Origin of the sequence: Micromonospora sp. DT15, from assembly GCF_049841475.1 — a bacterium.
Lineage (GTDB): Bacteria > Actinomycetota > Actinomycetes > Mycobacteriales > Micromonosporaceae > Micromonospora.
The window spans coordinates 131,452-148,353 of sequence record NZ_JBNCKJ010000013.1 but is presented as its reverse complement, the minus strand read 5'-3'; the positions used below and the strand labels follow the sequence as shown (position 1 = coordinate 148,353).

At 69.6% G+C, this 16,902-nt stretch carries 14 protein-coding genes; 6 read left to right on the top strand and 8 right to left on the bottom strand.

What is annotated here, in order from left to right; genetic code table 11:
- The first annotated feature begins 44 nt into the window (after positions 1-44).
- Positions 45-2,123 carry a S8 family serine peptidase gene (locus ACLQ3F_RS26400; RefSeq protein WP_425852046.1) on the top strand — a complete coding sequence of 693 codons (2,079 nt, stop codon included), beginning with the start codon at positions 45-47 and terminating at the stop codon, positions 2,121-2,123.
- Between the two features lie 126 nt (positions 2,124-2,249).
- Here ACLQ3F_RS26400 and ACLQ3F_RS26395 read toward each other — a convergent pair whose 3' ends face one another.
- Together ACLQ3F_RS26395 and ACLQ3F_RS26390 are read right to left on the bottom strand one after the other, a co-directional pair.
- Entirely contained in the window at positions 2,250-3,773 is a 1,524-nt protein-coding gene (locus ACLQ3F_RS26395) for a flotillin family protein (RefSeq protein WP_357208249.1), read from the bottom strand.
- Between the two features lie 28 nt (positions 3,774-3,801).
- Complete coding sequence (locus tag ACLQ3F_RS26390; RefSeq protein WP_357208251.1) at positions 3,802-4,359, bottom strand: hypothetical protein; 558 nt, start codon at positions 4,357-4,359, stop codon at positions 3,802-3,804.
- Positions 4,360-4,457: 98 nt separating this feature from the next.
- Here ACLQ3F_RS26390 and ACLQ3F_RS26385 point away from each other — a divergent pair, with 98 nt between their 5' ends.
- Positions 4,458-4,937 carry a methylated-DNA--[protein]-cysteine S-methyltransferase gene (locus tag ACLQ3F_RS26385; protein WP_425852044.1) on the top strand — a complete coding sequence of 160 codons (480 nt, stop codon included), beginning with the start codon at positions 4,458-4,460 and terminating at the stop codon, positions 4,935-4,937.
- A 23-nt stretch (positions 4,938-4,960) separates the two neighbouring features.
- Here the strand turns inward: ACLQ3F_RS26385 and ACLQ3F_RS26380 are convergent, their stop codons facing one another.
- The 3 genes from ACLQ3F_RS26380 to ACLQ3F_RS26370 all read right to left on the bottom strand — a co-directional run bounded on the left by ACLQ3F_RS26380 (position 4,961) and on the right by ACLQ3F_RS26370 (position 7,488).
- The gene (locus ACLQ3F_RS26380; protein ID WP_425852043.1) at positions 4,961-5,593 is read right to left on the bottom strand and encodes a hypothetical protein; all 633 of its coding nucleotides are present in this window, start codon (positions 5,591-5,593) and stop codon (positions 4,961-4,963) included.
- A 153-nt stretch (positions 5,594-5,746) separates the two neighbouring features.
- Positions 5,747-6,826 carry an inositol-3-phosphate synthase gene (locus ACLQ3F_RS26375; protein WP_091396616.1) on the bottom strand — a complete coding sequence of 360 codons (1,080 nt, stop codon included), beginning with the start codon at positions 6,824-6,826 and terminating at the stop codon, positions 5,747-5,749.
- A 23-nt stretch (positions 6,827-6,849) separates the two neighbouring features.
- Positions 6,850-7,488: a PadR family transcriptional regulator gene (locus tag ACLQ3F_RS26370; protein ID WP_030331823.1), complete on the bottom strand. Its 639-nt coding sequence runs from the start codon at positions 7,486-7,488 to the stop codon at positions 6,850-6,852.
- A 175-nt stretch (positions 7,489-7,663) separates the two neighbouring features.
- Between ACLQ3F_RS26370 and ACLQ3F_RS26365 the strand changes: the two genes are divergently transcribed.
- Positions 7,664-8,113, top strand: coding sequence for a DUF5318 domain-containing protein (locus ACLQ3F_RS26365; protein WP_355004535.1), 450 nt, complete (start codon positions 7,664-7,666; stop codon positions 8,111-8,113).
- A gap of 139 nt (positions 8,114-8,252) precedes the next feature.
- Here the strand turns inward: ACLQ3F_RS26365 and ACLQ3F_RS26360 are convergent, their stop codons facing one another.
- The gene (locus tag ACLQ3F_RS26360) at positions 8,253-8,963 is read right to left on the bottom strand and encodes a hypothetical protein (RefSeq protein ID WP_425852041.1); all 711 of its coding nucleotides are present in this window, start codon (positions 8,961-8,963) and stop codon (positions 8,253-8,255) included.
- On the opposite strand from ACLQ3F_RS26360, the gene ACLQ3F_RS26355 reads away from it, so the two are divergent.
- Both ACLQ3F_RS26355 and ACLQ3F_RS26350 read left to right on the top strand, forming a co-directional pair.
- A complete protein-coding gene (locus ACLQ3F_RS26355; protein WP_425852039.1) occupies positions 8,926-11,238 on the top strand; it encodes a transglycosylase domain-containing protein in 2,313 nt (770 codons plus the stop codon). The two genes, ACLQ3F_RS26360 and ACLQ3F_RS26355, sit on opposite strands and share 38 nt — an antisense overlap.
- A 126-nt stretch (positions 11,239-11,364) precedes the next feature.
- Positions 11,365-12,870 carry a glycosyltransferase family 87 protein gene (locus tag ACLQ3F_RS26350; RefSeq protein WP_425852038.1) on the top strand — a complete coding sequence of 502 codons (1,506 nt, stop codon included), beginning with the start codon at positions 11,365-11,367 and terminating at the stop codon, positions 12,868-12,870.
- A gap of 119 nt (positions 12,871-12,989) precedes the next feature.
- Here the strand turns inward: ACLQ3F_RS26350 and ACLQ3F_RS26345 are convergent, their stop codons facing one another.
- Positions 12,990-15,179, bottom strand: a complete 2,190-nt coding sequence (locus ACLQ3F_RS26345) for a hypothetical protein (protein WP_425852036.1) — start codon at positions 15,177-15,179, stop codon at positions 12,990-12,992.
- Positions 15,176-15,967: a deoxyribonuclease IV gene (locus tag ACLQ3F_RS26340; RefSeq protein WP_357201849.1), complete on the bottom strand. Its 792-nt coding sequence runs from the start codon at positions 15,965-15,967 to the stop codon at positions 15,176-15,178. The genes ACLQ3F_RS26345 and ACLQ3F_RS26340 overlap by 4 nt, the downstream gene beginning before the upstream one ends.
- A 628-nt stretch (positions 15,968-16,595) precedes the next feature.
- On the opposite strand from ACLQ3F_RS26340, the gene rpsF reads away from it, so the two are divergent.
- Positions 16,596-16,886: a 30S ribosomal protein S6 gene (rpsF, locus tag ACLQ3F_RS26335; RefSeq protein ID WP_036391391.1), complete on the top strand. Its 291-nt coding sequence runs from the start codon at positions 16,596-16,598 to the stop codon at positions 16,884-16,886.
- The last annotated feature ends 16 nt before the right edge of the window (positions 16,887-16,902 follow it).

The following is a 16,902-nucleotide window of genomic DNA, read 5'->3' as shown; positions in this document are numbered from 1 at the left end:
GAGATCACCTAGTGAAACGCCGTGGCGTAATACGCCGCTCGGCGGTGGCGAGCGTTGCTCTCGCCTCCGCAACCATCATCGTCACCGCTGCGACCGGTGGGGCCGCCATGGCCGAACCGACCGCTCCGCTGGCGCCGAAGCCCGCCAGCAAGTTGACCGCCCCCAAGGCGGACGGCCGGTTGGCCAAAGCCAAGGCCGCCGAGGTCGTTCCGAATCGCTACATTGTGGTCCTCAAGGACAAGAAGACCACGCCCGCCAAGATCAAGGCTGCCGCTTCGGCTCTGGCCAAGGAGAACGGCGGCAGCGTCCGCCGGCTGTACAGCAGCGCCGTCAACGGCTACTCCGCCGCGATGACCGCGAAGCAGGCAGGCCGGCTGGCCGCCGACCCGGATGTCGCATCCGTGGAGCCGGTGGTTCGCGTCCACGCGAGCGGAACGCAGAGCTCGCCTCCCTCCTGGGGCCTGGACCGGATCGATCAGGTTTCGCCCAAGCCGAATGGCAGTTACACCTACCCCAACACCGGTGCCGGGGTGAAGGCGTACATCGTCGACACTGGCATCGACATCAGTCACAGCGACTTCGGTGGCCGCGCCTCCAACGGTTACGACGCGATCGAGCGGGACAATGTGGCGCAGGACTGCCACGGTCACGGCACGCACGTGGCGGGCACCGTCGGCGGCACGAAGTACGGCGTGGCCAAGGACGTGAGCCTGGTCGCCGTCCGGGTCCTCGACTGCGATGGTGCTGGCACCACCGAGGAAGTCGTGGCCGGGATCGACTGGGTGACCGCCAACGCGCAGAAGCCTGCCGTGGTCAACATGAGCCTCGGCGGGCCGGAGAACCCGGACTACCCGGCGATCTCCATGGCGGTCAGCAACTCCATCGCCACCGGTCTCACCTACGCGGTGGCCGCCGGCAACGAAGCGGACGATGCCTGCTCGTACACCCCGGCCGGGGTGTCGGCGGCGATCACTGTCGGCGCCACCGACAGGTTCGACCGTCGCGCCTCGACCGAGTACTTCGATTCGAACTACGGTCCGTGTGTCGACGTCTGGGCTCCGGGCGTGGACATCGTCTCCGCGGCGAGCGGAACCACCAACGGGTCGGTGGCCTTCAGCGGGACCTCGATGGCCTCGCCGCACGTGGCCGGCGCCGCTGCGCTGCTGCTTCAGTCGAACCCGACGTGGTCACCGAACCAGGTGCGCAACACGATCGTGACCCGGGGGCTCGCTGGCGCTGTGTTGAACCCGCAGGGCGGAGTGGACCGTCTGCTCAACGTCGCGGCGGCCCTGTCTCCCGCGCGCACCGCGCACGGTCTGCTGGCGCGTTCCAACGGCTATTTCGTCTCGGCTGACGGTGCGGGCAGCAAGCCTCTGGCCGCTGTCGGCCCGGTGCTGGGCGGCTGGGAGAAGCTCGACATCGTCGACCTCGGCAGCGGCCTGGTCGCACTGCGGGCGAACGTCAACGGTAAGTACGTCAGCGCCAACGGTGCCGGCAGCAAGCCACTGATCGCCGCTGCCGCGTCGGTGAGCACCTGGGAGAGGTTCCAGCTTGTTCACCAGACCGACGGCACCGTGAGCCTGAGGGCCACTGTCAACAACAAGTACGTCAGTGCCCCCAGCAACGGTGGTCCGCTGATTGCCAGCGCGACGAACGCGAGCACCTGGGAGAAGTTCGACCTCGAGACGAACCTGCTCGTCAGCTTCAAGTCCTCCGCCAGCGGCAAGTTCGTCTCCGCTGACGGTGCCGGAAGCAAGCCGCTGATCCCGGTGGCCACGAAGGTCAGCACCTGGGAGAAGTTCGAGCTGTACGACCTGGACTACTACGGCTACTTCGGCCTGCGTTCGCTGGCCAACGGCAAGTTCGTCTCGGCGACCTCCGCCGGATCGAAGCCGATGGTTGCCTCGGCCGCCGGAATCAATGCCTGGGAGGCCTTCACCTTCTGGCACCGGGGTGTCGGGGCCACGGACGGGTCGGGCTGGATCTACGCGAACGTCGACGGGCAGGCGGTCAGTGCCGGCAGCGCCGGCACCAGCCAGCTGATCCCGAACAAGGACTTCGACTTCTGGAGCCCGGACTTCGGCCTTTCGGCGGGCGAGCGCTTCGTCATGAACCTCGCCTGAACCAACCACGGAATCACCACCGGCGCCCGCCGGCACCCCTCCCTCGGGAGGCGGTGCCGGCGGGCGCCGGCCGTTGGTCGGTGATCCGTGCCAGCCAGAGCCCTGACTCTCGCCGGTTGTGCGCGTTCAGCGCGAGACGGTGCTGCCGTCCACAGTGCCGCCCCCGGTGACCGGCGCGGTGGCGTCGCTCCGTCCAGCACCGAGCCGTGCCAGCAGTCCGGGCAGGTCGATCCCGGTGAGATCGCTGCCGAGCTGGAGGCCCTGGGCCACGTTGCCGGCCACCGACCTGGTGAGCGACGACGCGCCGTCGGTGGAAATCACGGTCATCTTGTCGATCGCCCCGATCGGCGCGCTGGCCGCCTCGACGACCTGCGGCAGCACCTTGACCAGCAGGTCGAGCACGGCCGCCTCTCCGTACGCGGCGAACGCCTCGGCCTTGCGCGCCATCGCGTCGGCCTCTGCCTCACCCTTGGCGAGGATGGCCGCGGCCTCGGCCTGGCCCTCCCGCTCCACCGCCTCGGCGATGGCGGAGCGTCGCCGCTGCTCGGCCTCACCCTCCTTGGCACCCTCGATGGCGTTGGCCTCGGCGAGCGCGGCCCGTCGGGCCCGCTCACCCTCACCGGTGAGGCGGGCCTGCTCGGCGGAGGCCTGCGCTGCGGCGATCACGGACTGGCGCTGCGCGTCGGCGTGCAGCACCGCCGCGTTGCGGGACGCCTCGGCCTCCTGCTCCACCTTGTACCGGGCCGCGTCGGCCGGCTTGCGAACCTCGGTGTCGAGTTGGCGCTGCTTGAGTTCGGCGTTGCGCTCGGCCACCTTCTGCTGCTCGGAAAGGATCGCCTGGTCCCGCTCGGCCTGGGCGAGCGGTCCGGCCGCCGCGGACTTCGCCTTAGCCGCGTCGATCTCGGCCTGGATGCCGGCCTGCTTGAGGGCCAGGTTCCGGTTCGCCTCGGCGATGGCCTCCTCGGCGAGCAGGCGCTCCTGCTCGGCCTGCTGCCGGGCCCGCGCCTCGGCGATCGCCGCGTCCTTGAGCACCCGGGCGGCCTCAGGCCGACCTAGGTCCTGCAGGTAGGAGCCCTCGGCGAGGATGTCCTGGAGCTGGAAGGTGTCCAACACCAGACCCTGGTTGGTCATCGAGTGTTCGGCCTCCTCGGCCACGGCGCTGGCGAACGCCGCCCGGTCCCGGATGACCTCCTCGACGGTGAGCCGCCCGACGATCGAACGCAGCGCGCCGGCCAGCACCTCCCGGGTGAAGTTGTCGATCTCGTCCTGCTGGTGCAGGAACCGCTGGGCGGCGGCCCGGATCGCGTCCTCGGTCCCGCCGACCTTGACGATCGCCACGCCGTGCAGGTCGGCGCGGATGCCCTGCTTGCTCACCGCGCCCCGGATGCCGACGTCGATCCGCCGGCTGGACAGGTCGAGCGACTGGAGCTTCTGCACCACCGGCAGCACGAACACCGAGGCGCCCAGCACGACCTTCTGACCGGAGGTGTCGGTGGACCGCCCGCCGTCGGCGGTGTGCGTGGTGCGGCCCTTGCGACCGGTGACGATGAACGCCTCGTTCGGGCCGGCCACCTTGATCCGGGAGAGCACGAAGAACACCAGGATGAGCACGAGGAGGACCGCGCCACCGATGGCGATGAGTAGGGCCATATAAATAGTCCCGTCTGTGAGGGGGAGATCAGTAGGTCTCTACGTGCACGCTGGTCTCGCTGAGCGCCTGCACGACGAAGATCTGGGCGCCGATCGGGATCGGCTGGTCCGCGCGGGCGCTGAGCTTGACCGGTTGGCCGGCGAGGCGAATGCGGACCTCGCCGTACCCGTTGGCTGGCACCGGGGTGACGACCAGGCCGAGCGCGCCGACCAGGTCGTCGCGGGTGGGGGTGGGGTCGGTGCGCATGTTCCGCGCCGCCCGACTCAGCCGGGACGCCAACCAGCCGGTGGGCACGGCTGCGAGCACGCCGCCGGCCACCGCCCCGACGACCATGCCAGGTGTACGGGCACCGAGCAGTTCGTTGACGATGGCCGCGCCGAACCCGAAAGCCCCGGCGAAGCCGGCGACCGTCTCGACCGAGATCGGCCCGTCCACGTCGGCGTGCCCGAAGTGGAGCAGCTCGGTGCCGAGCAGCGCGAGCGCGAGCACGCCGATGCCCGCCCCGCCGATGATCAGAAAGATGAGCGTCCCCGTTGCCACGACCTTGACGGTATCGACGCCGCGCAACGCCGAACGGCCTGACAGGACGTGAAGATGATCTACCGCTGCGGGTCGGGAGTGGCGCTCGACCCGACGCCGGAGGCCGGGCCGGCGAGATGGTCCGCGTCGGGGAGAATAGGCGGATGCGCTGGGCGGTGCTCGACTCACCGATCGGTGAGTTCTCCGTGGCCACCGACGGCACGAGCGTCTGCGGCGCCGCCTTCGGCCGGGTCGAGGCAGCGGTCGACGAGCCCGGCGACGCGTTGTCCCAGCAGGCCGTGACCGAACTGCGGGCGTACTTCGCCGGGGAGCTGACCGCGTTCACCGTCCCGGTGTCGATGCCCCGGGGCTCCGACTTCGAGCGAGCCGTGTGGCGGGAGATGACCCGGATCCCCTACGGGGAGACGCTGACGTACGGCGCGGTGGCGCGGCTGGTCGGCGATGCGGGGGCGGCACGGGCGGTGGGAGTGGCCTGCAACCGCAACCCGGTCCCGGTGATCGTGCCGTGTCACCGGATCGTCGGCGCGGGCGGCAAGCTGGTCGGCTTCGGCGGAGGCCTGCCTCGCAAGGTCAACTTGTTGGAGCTGGAGGCCGGGGTGGCGCTGCGACGCGCCTGGTCCTGAGCCGTCCGGCGTCGGCGGTGGCGTCACCCGGCGCTGGGCGACCCTTCCGGTCCGCCAACGGGTGCGGTCCGGGCGGGCCACGGCGGGTCGATCGGGGTCCGCGGCTGGAAGAAGGCGTTGGCCGGTGGCAGGGCCAGCAGGACCAGCGCGACGAGTATCGCCACCGGCACGCCCAAGCCCAGGGTGAGCAGCAGGGGCTCCAACCAACCCGGCATGTCATCCCGTGCCATCTCGGTGATCCGGTCCATGTTCTCGGCGGAGTAGATGGAATAGAGCGGTCGCGGCGACCGGGCCGCCCCGACGGCGGCGCAGCAGGCGAGGACTGGTGCCGAGGCCCAGGAGGCGATCCGTGCGCGGTTCACGCCCACGGCGTTGGCTGCGGCCAGCGTGAGGAGTCCGATCGCCAGCACCGCCGTCAGCAGGTCGGCAGCCAGATCGGCGGTGCTGCCCAGGGCGGCGAAGGCCACCCCGTCCGTGGGCTCGAAGGAGCTGGCGGCCGTGTGGAAGAAGTCCTGGTGCCAGTAGCGGAGCGGAAGTGCGGCCAGTTGCGCGACGGCGGCCAGGGCAAGCAGTAGGCAGGCCAGCGCGACGATGCGCGGCCGAGGAGGTCGGGCCGGGTGCGGGCCAGTCAGTGCGGAGCTGGTGCGGGAGATCATGAATCGATTATCGATAGCTTTCCCGCTCCCCGTGGCCCCGAAAGTGGTGGCAGAGGTCACGGGACAGCGGTCGTACCCCGGGGAAGCCGACCCACGTGGAAGGGCCGGGTCCGCGCGGACCCGGCCCTTCCACGTGCTTGGTGATTCAGCGCGTCAGCGCGTGACCTCACCGGCGATGAACTCCTCGACGGCCTGGTGGGCGTCGTGGTCGGCGTACTGCACCGGCGGGGACTTCATGAAGTACGACGAGGCCGACAGGATCGGGCCGCCGATCTTCCGGTCCAGGGCGATCTTCGCGGCCCGGACCGCGTCGATGATGACGCCGGCGGAGTTCGGAGAGTCCCACACCTCGAGCTTGAGCTCGGCGTTGAGGGGGGTGTCACCGAACGAGCGGCCCTCCAGGCGGATGTACGCCCACTTGCGGTCGTCCAGCCACGGCACGTGGTCCGACGGGCCGATGTGCACGTCGCTCTTGCTCATCTCGTGCGGGATCTGCGAGGTGACCGACTGGGTCTTCGAGATCTTCTTCGAGACCAGGCGCTTGCGCTCCAGCATGTTCATGAAGTCCATGTTGCCGCCGAAGTTGAGCTGGTACGTGCGCAGCAGCTCGACGCCGCGGTCCTCGAAGAGCTTCGCGAGGGCACGGTGCACGATGGTGGCGCCGACCTGGCTCTTGATGTCGTCACCGACGATCGGCAGGCCCGCGTCCTCGAACTTCTTGGCCCACTCGGGGTCGGAGGCGATGAAGACCGGCAGGGCGTTGACGAACGCGCAGCCGGCGTCGATCGCGGCCTGGGCGTAGAACTTGGCGGCCTGCTCGGAGCCGACCGGCAGGTAGCAGACGACGACGTCGACCTGCGCGTCGCGCAGCGCCTGCGCCACGTCGACGGGGGTGGCGTCCGACTCCTCGACGATCTCGCGGTAGTACTGGCCCAGACCGTCGAAGGTCGGACCGCGCTGCACGCTGACGCCGGTCGGCGGCACGTCGCAGAGCTTGATGGTGTTGTTCTCGCTGGCGACGATCGCCTCCGCGAGGTCCATGCCCACCTTCTTGGCGTCCACGTCGAATGCCGCTACGAACTCCACGGCGTTGACGTGATAATCGCCGAAGGCGACGTGCATGAGACCCGGGACGCGGTCGTTCGGGTTGGCGTTCCGGTAGTACTCGACGCCCTGAACCAGGGACGAGGCGCAGTTACCCACACCGACGATGGCGACGCGGACGGAGCCCATAGCGTCTGCCTCCTTCTTTTCTGTCACGGCCGCTCATTCCTGGTCTCTCCAGGCGGAGGCGGGCTGTTGTCTTCTCGTCGGCCGCCGGCTGTCCCTATGTTCGGGACCGTCGGGGCTCGGCCGGAGCGCTCGTTGGCGATGAGCTCCTCCAGCCAGCGGACCTCGCGCTCACAGGCATCAAGGCCGTGGCGCTGCAGTTCCAGCGTGTAAGCGTCGAGGCGCTCGGCTGCCCGGCCCAGCACGTCACGAAGCCCTTCGCGACGCTCCTCGATCTTGCGGCGGCGACCCTCCAGAATGCGCAGTCGGGTCGCCTGGTCGGTCCGGGCGAAGAACGCGAAGTGCACTCCGAAGCCCGTGTCGTCGTACGTCTCGGGTCCGGCCTGTGCGATCAGCTGGGCGAAGCGTTCCTTGCCTTCCGCGGTGATTTTGTAGACCACCCGACCTCGTCGGCTGGTCAGCGCGGGAACCTCCTCGGCAGTGGCGGGTGTCTCAGCAGCTTCGGTGATCCATCCCGCCGCCTGAAGCCTGCGTAGCGTGGGATAGAGCGAGCCGTAGCTGATCGCCGCCCGGATCGCGCCGAGTTTGGCGGTCAACTCCTTGCGCAGCTCATAGCCGTGCATCGGAGACTCCTGCAGGAGGCCGAGGATGGCGAACTCAAGCACTGGCCACCCTCTCTTTACCCTCCGGCGTGGAGTGGTAACCGCCGCGATGTATCGGACCGATACATCGCACGTTAGCGGGTCGCGTGGGCCAGGGCAAACCCCCGTTCCGAGATGTCGTCGTCACGGATTGTGAGCGTGGTCGCCTGCTCGGTTCGGACCGCGTACCCTTCTCCGCATGCGTACGCAGCGCCAGGTCGTCGACTACTCGCTTCAGAAGCGAGCAGTGCTGCGTGAGCTCCTGGCCGGCCGGGTCGGCACGTATGACGTCTGCGACGCGTCGCCGTACCTGAAGAACGCCGCTCGGTTCCACGGAGAGCCGACGGACCGGCGCTGCCCGATCTGCCGCAGCGAAAACCTGACGCTGGTCCACTACATTTACGGTGACGAACTCAAGCAGTCCGCCGGCCAGGCTCGGACACTTGCCGAGTTGCCCGTGCTGGCGATGACGCTGCGTGAGTTCCAGGTCTTCGTCGTGGAGGTGTGCCTCGGTTGTGACTGGAACCATCTCGTCGAGCAGTACCTGCTCGGCCGGGACGGTCTGACCGGCGACAGCGACGGCACGAGCGAGCAGGACGCGGCGGGCGCCGAAGGCGCCGGTCGGCGGAGGCGAGAGGCGCAACGGTGACATCAGCTGGTTGGACCGGCCCCGGAGTGGCAGACGAAACCCGGGACGGCCGACCGCTTGTTCGCCCGATTGGCCCGATTGATACGGCAATGACCCCGGTCGGTCGGCACCCCCGTGCCGGCGTCCCGGGTGAAGCAACTCACGGCAACCCGGTGGCGGCGCAGCCGCGCCCCACCGCGACCGGCAGGGTGTGAGGAATGAACTCGTACGGTGATCCCAGTTCTGCGCGCGGGCGGGCCCAGTACTCGGGTCCGGACGGTGACCCCGGACCGGGCGCGGACGACGCGTACCGCCGGCCCGGCGGTGACTCCGGCGCGGCAACCCCGGGCCGCGCCTCGGTGACGCCCCGGGCTGCCGGTGGCCGCGCCACGGTCGGTGGCTCCGCCTCGGTGCCGCCGCGTGGCAGCGCGGCCGCCGGGTCCGCGCCGGTGGGTTCGGCAGCGACCGGCCGGGCCGGTCGGGCTTCGGTGCCGGTGTCGCCGGCACCTGGTGCGGCAGCTGGCCGCGCCGGCGCCGGTCGGGCCTCGGTGCCCGTCTCCCCGGCGCCGGGCGCGCCCGCAGGTAGGGCTGCGGTCGGTGCCGCCTCCGTCGGTGCGGCCTCGGTCGGCACCGCCTCGGCGGGCCGGGCCAGCGTCGGATCCGCGTCGGTCGGTGGTCGTGCGGCGGTCGCGCGCGCGAGCGTCTCACCGGTCTCCGGTGGGCCGGGCGGCCCTGGGGGTCCCGGTGGGCCGGGCGGCCCTGGTGGTCCCGGTCGGGGCGGCCGTGGTCCGGGCGACTCGGGCGCCGCGGCGCGGGCGAAGAAGCGCAAGCGGATGAACCTGCTGATCGCCGGGTTCGCCGTCTTCGTCATGCTCGCTGGCATCGGCGTGGTCGGGTTCACCTACTACTCGACGAACGTGGTGCTTCCGGACGAGATCACTCCGCCGCAGGCGACCACCCTGTACGCCTTCGACAACAAGACGATCATCGCGAAGGTGGGCGATCAGAACCGGACCCTGGTCACCATCGACCAGATTCCGGACTTCGTGCAGAAGGCGGTGGCCGCGGCCGAGGACCGGAACTTCTACCGGCACTCGGGTGTGGACTACAAGGGCATCGCCCGGGCCGGCTGGAACAACCTCTCCGGCGGCGACAAGCAAGGTGCCTCCACCATCACCCAGCAGTACGCGCGCAACGCCTACGACAACCTGAAGGACGACACGTACGCCCGGAAGGTGAAGGAGGCGATCTTCGCCTCCAAGCTCAACGACGAGTACACGAAGCCGCAGATCATGCAGCACTACCTCAACGTGATCTACTTCGGCCGGGGCGCCTACGGCATCGAGGCCGCAGCGCAGACCTACTTCGGCAAGTCGGTGAGCAAGCTCAACCCGGCCGAGGGTGCCGTCCTCGCGGCTCTGATCAAGCAGCCGGAACCCAGCTCCACCCACCAGGGGTACGACCCGGCCATCAACCCGACCGCCGCACAGGATCGCTGGAACTACGTGATCGACGGCATGGTCAAGGAGGGCTGGCTGGGTGTGCCCGGCATGGAGCCGCGTCCTGCCGAGTACCCGCTGAAGGCCATCAAGTCCCCGAAGAAGGGCGGCATCGGCGTCGACTTCGGCGTCGACACCCCGTACGGCAACGTCATCAACTACGTCCGGCAGGAAATGCGGGACAGGGGTATCTGTGTCGAGAAGGACACGGAGGTGACAGATGCCAAGCCGTCGTGCTCCCAGGCGCTGATGTCCGGCGGTTACCGGATCCGCACCACAATGGACACGAAGATGCAGGCGGCGGCGGTCGAGACCGCCCAGCGCAAGTCCAAGGGCTCCGAGTTGGCCGGTCAGCCCTCCAACATCATGGCCGCGGTGGTGTCGATCGATCCCACAAACGGTCGGGTCGTCGCGTACTACGGCGGTGACAACGGCACCGGCACCGACTACGCCGGCAAGAACACCGACTCCACCGGGGCGATCAGCGGCGGTCACTCGCCCGGATCAAGCTTCAAGATCTACACCTTGGCGGCCGCGCTCAAGGAAAAGAAGGCGCTCGAGTCTCGCTGGAAGGGCAAGGCCTTCAAGCCGGAGGGCACCTTCAAGGTCAGCAACGCCGGCACCGACAACCCCTCCTGCGGCAACTCCTGCACGCTGCGGGTATCCACGCTCAAGTCCCTGAACGTGCCGTTCTACTACGTCACCGAGGAGATCGGTGCCGACAAGGTCATCGACATGGCCAAGCAGGCCGGCGTCACCACCATGTGGCGCACTGACACCAACCCGGCCAAGGCCTACGACCTGACGAAGACCGACGCGAAGAAAATCACGCCGGAGCCGTTCTTCAACGTCGTCGGCTACGGCCAGTATCCGATCACGGTGCTGGACCACGCCAACGGTGTTGCGACCTTCGCCAACGGGGGCGTCTACAACAAGGCGCACTTCCTCTACTCGGTGGAGAAGCAGAACCCGAACACCGGTAAGTGGGACAAGGTCTACAGCGAGAAGCTCGACTCGAAGCGGAGAATCGAGAAGAGCGTGGTGGACGATGTGACGTCGGTGCTGAAGGACTACCCGGCCGCTGTCAACCACCGGCTCGACGACGGCCGCAAGGCCGCCTCCAAGACCGGCACCTGGGAACTCAAGGACGACAGCAGGGACAACGGCGACGCGTGGATGATCGGCTACACGCCGCAGTTGGCGACTGCGGTCTGGGTGGGCAACGTGGGGGCACGGAAGCCACTCATCCTCAAGGACGGCCGCACCAAGGTCAGCGGTGGCAACCTCCCGGGTGACATCTGGGAGAGGTTCATGAACGAGGCGCTGAAGGGCAAGCCCAAGGTTGACTTCCCGCCGGCGGCGAACGTCGGTGATCCGGATTCCGGGAACGGTGAAGCGCCGCCGCCCCCGCCGCCCCCGCCGAACCCGGGGGGTCAGCCCGGCCAGGGACAACCCTGTAACCCGCTGATCGACATCCTCTGCAACCCCGGAGGCAACAACCCAGGCGGCGGCGGCAACCCTGGGGGCAATCCAGGCGGTAATCCCGGTGGCAACCCCGGTGGCAACCCCGGCGGTAATCCGGGCGGCGGCGGCACAGGTGGTGGCGGCGGCGGGCTGTTGCCCAGCCTGCCACCCAACCGGGAGTGACCCGCACCAACACACGATGCCGCCGCCGGCCGGACGACACGTCCCGGCCGGCGGCGGCGTTTTCGTACCCGGAACTCCACGCCGGGACGGGACGGGCACCCCTGTCGTACGGCAGGATGCCTCTTCATGAGCACCCAGTCGACGCCCGGCATCGACGACGCCGGAACCACTGATCACCCGTCCCGCTCCGACGGGTTCGTCCGCGGCATCTCCAGCGTCATCGGCGGGCCGCTCGGCGACCACGCGACAACGCTGAACCGGCCGGCCGGTCGGGAGCATCGCTTCTGGACGGCCGCGCGGATCGTGCTGGCGCTGGTGTGCCTCACGCTCGCGCTGCACTGGGTGCAGAAATCGCCCTGCCAGAACGGCGCCTGGCAGAACAACGTCCAGTACACCCGGTTCTGCTACACCGACGTCCTCGCCCTCTACTACGCCGAAGGGCTCAACGAGGGCAAGGTGCCCTACCGCGACCACCCGGTCGAGTACCCGGTGCTGACCGGCTACTTCATGGGGGCGCTGGGCCTGCCGGTGCACGCCATCGGCGACGGCGATCCGAGCATCAACCAGGGCCAGTGGTTCTACAACCTCAACGCGCTGGTGCTGGGCGCGCTCGCGGTGGCCACGGTGGCGGTGATTCTGTCGTTGCGCCGACGACGACCCTGGGACGCGGCGATGTTCGCACTCGCCCCGGCTCTGGTGCTCACCGCCACCGTCAACTGGGACCTGCTCGCCATCGGGCTGGCAGCCTTCGGCCTGCTCGCCTGGGCCCGAAAACGACCGGCGGTGGCCGGCGTGCTGCTCGGTCTGGCCGGCGCGGCGAAGCTCTGGCCGCTGTTCCTGCTCGGGCCGATCCTCATCCTGGCGCTACGGGCCGACCGGGTTCGGGCCGCGCTCATCGCCATCGGGACGGCTGTCGCGGCGGTGGTCCTGGTTAACCTGCCGGCCGCGCGGGCGTACCCGGAGAACTGGGACCGGTTCTTCGAGCTGAACACCACCCGGCCGATCGACTGGGGCACGCTCTGGTACATCGGGCGCTACCTGGACGGAAAGGTCGGTAACGACCCCGGCAGCCTCGGCCCGTTCGAGTGGCTCAACGCCAACATCCCGACCCTCAACACCGTCTCGTACGCGCTGTTCGGGCTGGCCTGCCTCGGCATCGCCGTGCTGGCGCTGCGGGCACCGCGCCGACCCCGGCTGGGTCAGCTCGCCTTCCTGGTGGTCGCCGCGTTCCTGATCTTCAGCAAGGTCTGGTCGCAGCAGTTCGTGCTCTGGCTGCTCCCGCTGGTGGTGCTCGCCCGGCCGAAGTGGGGCGCGTTCCTGGCCTGGCAGATCGCCGAGGTCTGCTACTTCGTCGCCTTCTACGGAGAACTGCTCGGTGCGGCAACCAGCAAGCCCGTCTTCCCGGAGGGGGTGTTCGTGCTGGCCTCGACGTTGCGACTGGCCACTGTGGTGGTGCTCTGCGTGTTCGTCGTCAGGGAGATCCTGCACCCTGAGCAGGACGCGGTGCGGGCCACCTACCCGGACGACCCGGACGGCGGGGTCCTCGACGGCGCCCCGGACGCCCCCTGGATAGACCGCTGGCGCCGCCCCACGAGAAGCGAACAAGCACCCGTACCGGTGCACGCGACCTGACCCTCAAGCCGACCGCGGCCGGCACCACGTCAGGGTTTTCGGGGGAGCCCGCCCGGCGCAGGGATCAAGCCTGACCGCCCGGAGCCGGGCGGGCTCCCCCGAAAACCCGCCCTAGAGCTTTAGAGGCGGTAGACGACGGCCTCCCCGACCTCCTGTCGGCTGATGCCGAGCGACTCGACCGGTGCGTCGATGGTGATTTCCCACGGCGTGCCAGCCACCTGGCCGCGCAGCAGCACCACAGTGCGGACGCCGAGCGTGCGCAGGTAGTCGATGCTCGTCTGGTCCGGGAACGACTGGCTCACCCGACGGACATCGTCGAGCTGGCGCGGTGTGAAGCCGCTCCCGCCGTTGACCACGTCGGGGAACCCACTGGTCGACCAGAGCATCACGTGCTGGTCCAGGCTCTGATTGCTGGGCAGCACCAGCATCGGCCCCTCCGCCGAACGCATCGCCGCCGGTTGGGTCGGCACCACCGGGTGTGGGGTGGTGTTCAGGCCCTCGACGGTGACCAGCAGCAACGGCAGCAGGGTGGCCATCCGCAGCCACGGCCCCGGCCACGACGGAATCCGCTGCGCGGTCAACTCGCGGACCCGGTCGGTGAGCGCGGTGACCGCGCCCGCCGCGAGCAGGCCGAGCAACAACGTGGTCCAGAGCATCAACCGCCCGGGGGTACGCAACGCGCTCCAGCCCGGCAGGTGCTCGAAGAGGGGAACGTAGGTGAAGGTGCCGTCGAAGAAACGGGTGCCCATGGCGAAGACCATCGTCAGCAGCACCCCGGCGAGCAGCAGCAGTCGGTGCCGCAACCGCCAGACCGAGAAGAACAACCCGCCCGCGGCGAGCGCGTAGAGCACGAAGCCCGGCAGCAGGGTCATCTCCGGGTGCCACGGCAGCGCTGCCCGGGCACCCTCGTGCAGCCCACCCCAGATCCGCGACTCCCCGGGCGCTGTCACGAAGCCCGACGCCGGTGGCGAGAAGAGGCTGATGTCGCCGATGGTGCGCTCGGCGTACGGGTGCAGCTCGGTCACCTTGAAGAACGGGAAGGCCATCAGCAGACCGACGCCGGCGAACAACACCCCGCCGAGCACGTCGGCGGCGAACAACCGGCGACCGAACGGAACGGCCTGCCCGGTGCGCAGCCGCCGCACGATGAAGAGGACGGCAGTGACCAGCACCGCACCGGCCAGGAAGTACGCGAACGGCAGCCCGATGCCGAAGCCGAGGCTGAGTTGCCAGGCCGCCACCAGCCAACCCGCGTAGACCCAACCGTCGTGCCGGCGCTCCGGCCGGTAACCGTGTCGCAGCGACCACCCGTGCCCGCGCGCCAGCATCGCCAGCGCCAGCGGAATGCCCCCGTTGGAGAGCACGTGCAGGTGCCCGGCCTGGGCCAGCAGCCACGGCGCGTAGGTGTAGCTCACGCCCGCGACGGCCGCGCCGATCCGGCCGGCCCCGAGCTGTCGAGCCAGCGCGTACGCCCCGAGCGTGGCGAGCGCGTGCGCCAGCACGAACATGATGTTGTAGCGCAGCACGGCGTCCTCGGGACCGCTGCCGAGCATCCCGGCCGGGGCGTACCCGAGCAGCGTGTCGGAGAACGCGAAGCTCCACAGCTCGGGGAAGAACGTGTTGGACTGCCACAGCCGCGCCGGCTCGGCCAGCAGGATGTGCCCGGACCAGGCCATCTGCCAGGCTTGCAGGCTCGGGTCCCAGTAGTCCTGCGGAAGGGTGTAGCGCGGATAGCGCAGCGTCGGCCAGGTCATCAACACGGCCAGTGCCAACGCGCCGAGGGCGGCCAGGGTCCACTCGTGGATCAGGAACCGCCCGACCGCCCGGCCCGCCCGACTGAAGATGGAGGGCCGTGGCTCCGGTGCGGAGGCGAACGCCTCCCAACGCTCCGGGCCGACCGGCTTCGCCTCGCTGTCGACCTTGTCCGTAGCGTCGGCGCCGTCCGCCTTCGCGTCCTTGGCCAGGTCGCTGTCCTTAGCCGGTGTGCTGTCCTTGGTCGTGTCGCCTTTCTTGGCCGCGTCGTCCTTCTTGGCCGCGTTGCCCTGCTTGTCGCCGTGCCGGGCCGCGTCCTTGCTGGCGGCACCACTCGTCGCTCGGACTGCCCCGGCGTCGCCGTTCGGGGTGGCTGCGGTCGTGTCGCCGCCGACAGGTGGGGACTGGCCCGCGGTGGTCCCGGCGGGGGCCTTGTCGGAGGTGCGAGCCGGCTGAGTGGGGGTGCCGGCCGCGGCAGTGGTGGCCTGTTGACTCTCGCCGGCCGCGCCGGTGGGGGTGGGCCGCGCGTTGCCGGTCCCGGGCTGTCCGCTCGTCATGCCGCCGGGCTCTCCGCTCCGAGCTGCTCACGCAGAAAGTCGATGTCGGCGGCCTGGCCGGTCACGCCGCCCGGTGTCTCGACGACCACCGGCGCGCCGGCCGCCCTGATCACCGCAACCACCAGCTCCGGGTCGATCGTCCCGCCGCCCAGGTTGTCGTGCCGGTCCTGGCCGGAGTTGAACGCGCCCTTGGAGTTGTTGGCGTGCACCAGGTCGATCCGCCCGGTGATCGCCTTGACCCGGTCGACCAGGCCGAGCAGCTCCTCGCCGCCCGCGTACGCGTGGCAGGTGTCCAGGCAGAAGCCGACCTCGTAGTCACCGATGGCGTCCCAGAGTCGGGCGAGCGCGTCCAGCCGTCGGGCGCAGGCGTTGTCGCCGCCGGCGGTGTTCTCGATCAGGACCGGTACGCCGAAACCGCCGGAGTCCGCCGCGTACGCGAAGGTCTTGCGCCAGTTGTCGAAGCCCACGGCCAGGTCGTCGCCGGCGTTGACGTGCCCACCGTGGACGATCAGGCCCTTGGCGCCGATGGCGGTGGCGGCGTTGGCGTGCCCGAGCAGCAGCTTGCGGCTCGGGATCCGGATGCGGTTGTTGAGTGTGGCCACGTTGATGACGTACGGCGCGTGCACGTAGAGGTCGACCTCGGCGGCGCGCAGCCGATCGGCATCTTCGCGAGGCTTGGGCGCCTTCCAACCCTGTGGGTCGGCGAGGAAGAACTGCACGGTCTCGGCGGACCGGGCGGCCGCCTCCGCCAGCGGGTCGGTCGAGTCGACGTGGGCTCCGATACGCATGCGAGCGAGCCTACGTCGCGCCCCCGACCGGCGAGGCGACGGCCGGGGCGGTGTCGCGTCACCGGAGGGACCGACGCTCGTTGATGGGTGTGAACCGGCGACCAGCGTCCCGGTGCCGCCAGCGGCGCGAGCGTCGCACACGGCGACCGGCGGTCGACGGCCGACAGCGAGGTCACCCCCGCGGCGCGGCCCGGCGCAGCGGGGGCGACCCATCGCACAACGGGTACCGAGCGACGGCGAATCTCGGAAAATTGTGCTTTTCCCCCCTACAAGGTACGAGTGCTGTTGTATCGTCAGATAACAACACGATAAAGCTCCGCGGGGCGTCTTCGGTCCAACCTCATCGGTGTGGTCGTTCCTCCCCAGGTCCCACCCAAGGAATGCGGACCAGACGCCCCGCGGCCTCGTAGACGGGGGTCCACCACCGACCGGTTGACGGTCGGACGGTGGGCCCCCGTCGGCTCGTCCGGGCCCGGTCCCGACCACCCCGGGCATGATCGTTGGGACCGGGTATCCTGGTCAGGTTGTCCGCGTCCGGCCGGGTTCCCTCGGCGCGTGCGGGCAGCGACACAAGACCTCCTGCCACGGAAGGACCGTGGCCGCTTAGCCCACAGGAGGTGAGCACGTCTTGCGTCACTACGAACTGATGGTCATCCTCGACTCCAGCCTCGAGGAGCGCACCGTCGCACCGTCGCTCGACACGTACCTGAACGTGATTCGGACCGCGGGTGGCTCGGTTGAGAAGACCGACGTGTGGGGCCGCCGGCGCCTCGCGTACGAGATCAACAAAAAGGCCGAGGGCATCTACGCCGTCATCGACCTGCAGGCCACGCCTGCTGCGGTGGCCGAGCTGGACCGTCAGCTCCGGCTCAACGAGTCCGTGCTGCGCACCAAGGTCATCCGACCGGAAATGCGCTAAGCCTTCCAACCCCCGG

Coding starts and splice junctions, on each gene's coding strand:
- ACLQ3F_RS26395 (WP_357208249.1), bottom strand. CDS start 3,773: ATGGCCCTACTCATCGCCATCGGTGGCGCGGTCCTCCTCGTGCTCATC.
- ACLQ3F_RS26385 (WP_425852044.1), top strand. CDS start 4,458: ATGCGCTGGGCGGTGCTCGACTCACCGATCGGTGAGTTCTCCGTGGCC.
- ACLQ3F_RS26380 (WP_425852043.1), bottom strand. CDS start 5,593: ATGATCTCCCGCACCAGCTCCGCACTGACTGGCCCGCACCCGGCCCGA.
- ACLQ3F_RS26375 (WP_091396616.1), bottom strand. CDS start 6,826: ATGGGCTCCGTCCGCGTCGCCATCGTCGGTGTGGGTAACTGCGCCTCG.
- ACLQ3F_RS26365 (WP_355004535.1), top strand. CDS start 7,664: ATGCGTACGCAGCGCCAGGTCGTCGACTACTCGCTTCAGAAGCGAGCA.
- ACLQ3F_RS26355 (WP_425852039.1), top strand. CDS start 8,926: ATGAACCTGCTGATCGCCGGGTTCGCCGTCTTCGTCATGCTCGCTGGC.
- ACLQ3F_RS26360 (WP_425852041.1), bottom strand. CDS start 8,963: ATGACGAAGACGGCGAACCCGGCGATCAGCAGGTTCATCCGCTTGCGC.
- ACLQ3F_RS26350 (WP_425852038.1), top strand. CDS start 11,365: ATGAGCACCCAGTCGACGCCCGGCATCGACGACGCCGGAACCACTGAT.
- ACLQ3F_RS26345 (WP_425852036.1), bottom strand. CDS start 15,179: ATGACGAGCGGACAGCCCGGGACCGGCAACGCGCGGCCCACCCCCACC.
- ACLQ3F_RS26340 (WP_357201849.1), bottom strand. CDS start 15,967: ATGCGTATCGGAGCCCACGTCGACTCGACCGACCCGCTGGCGGAGGCG.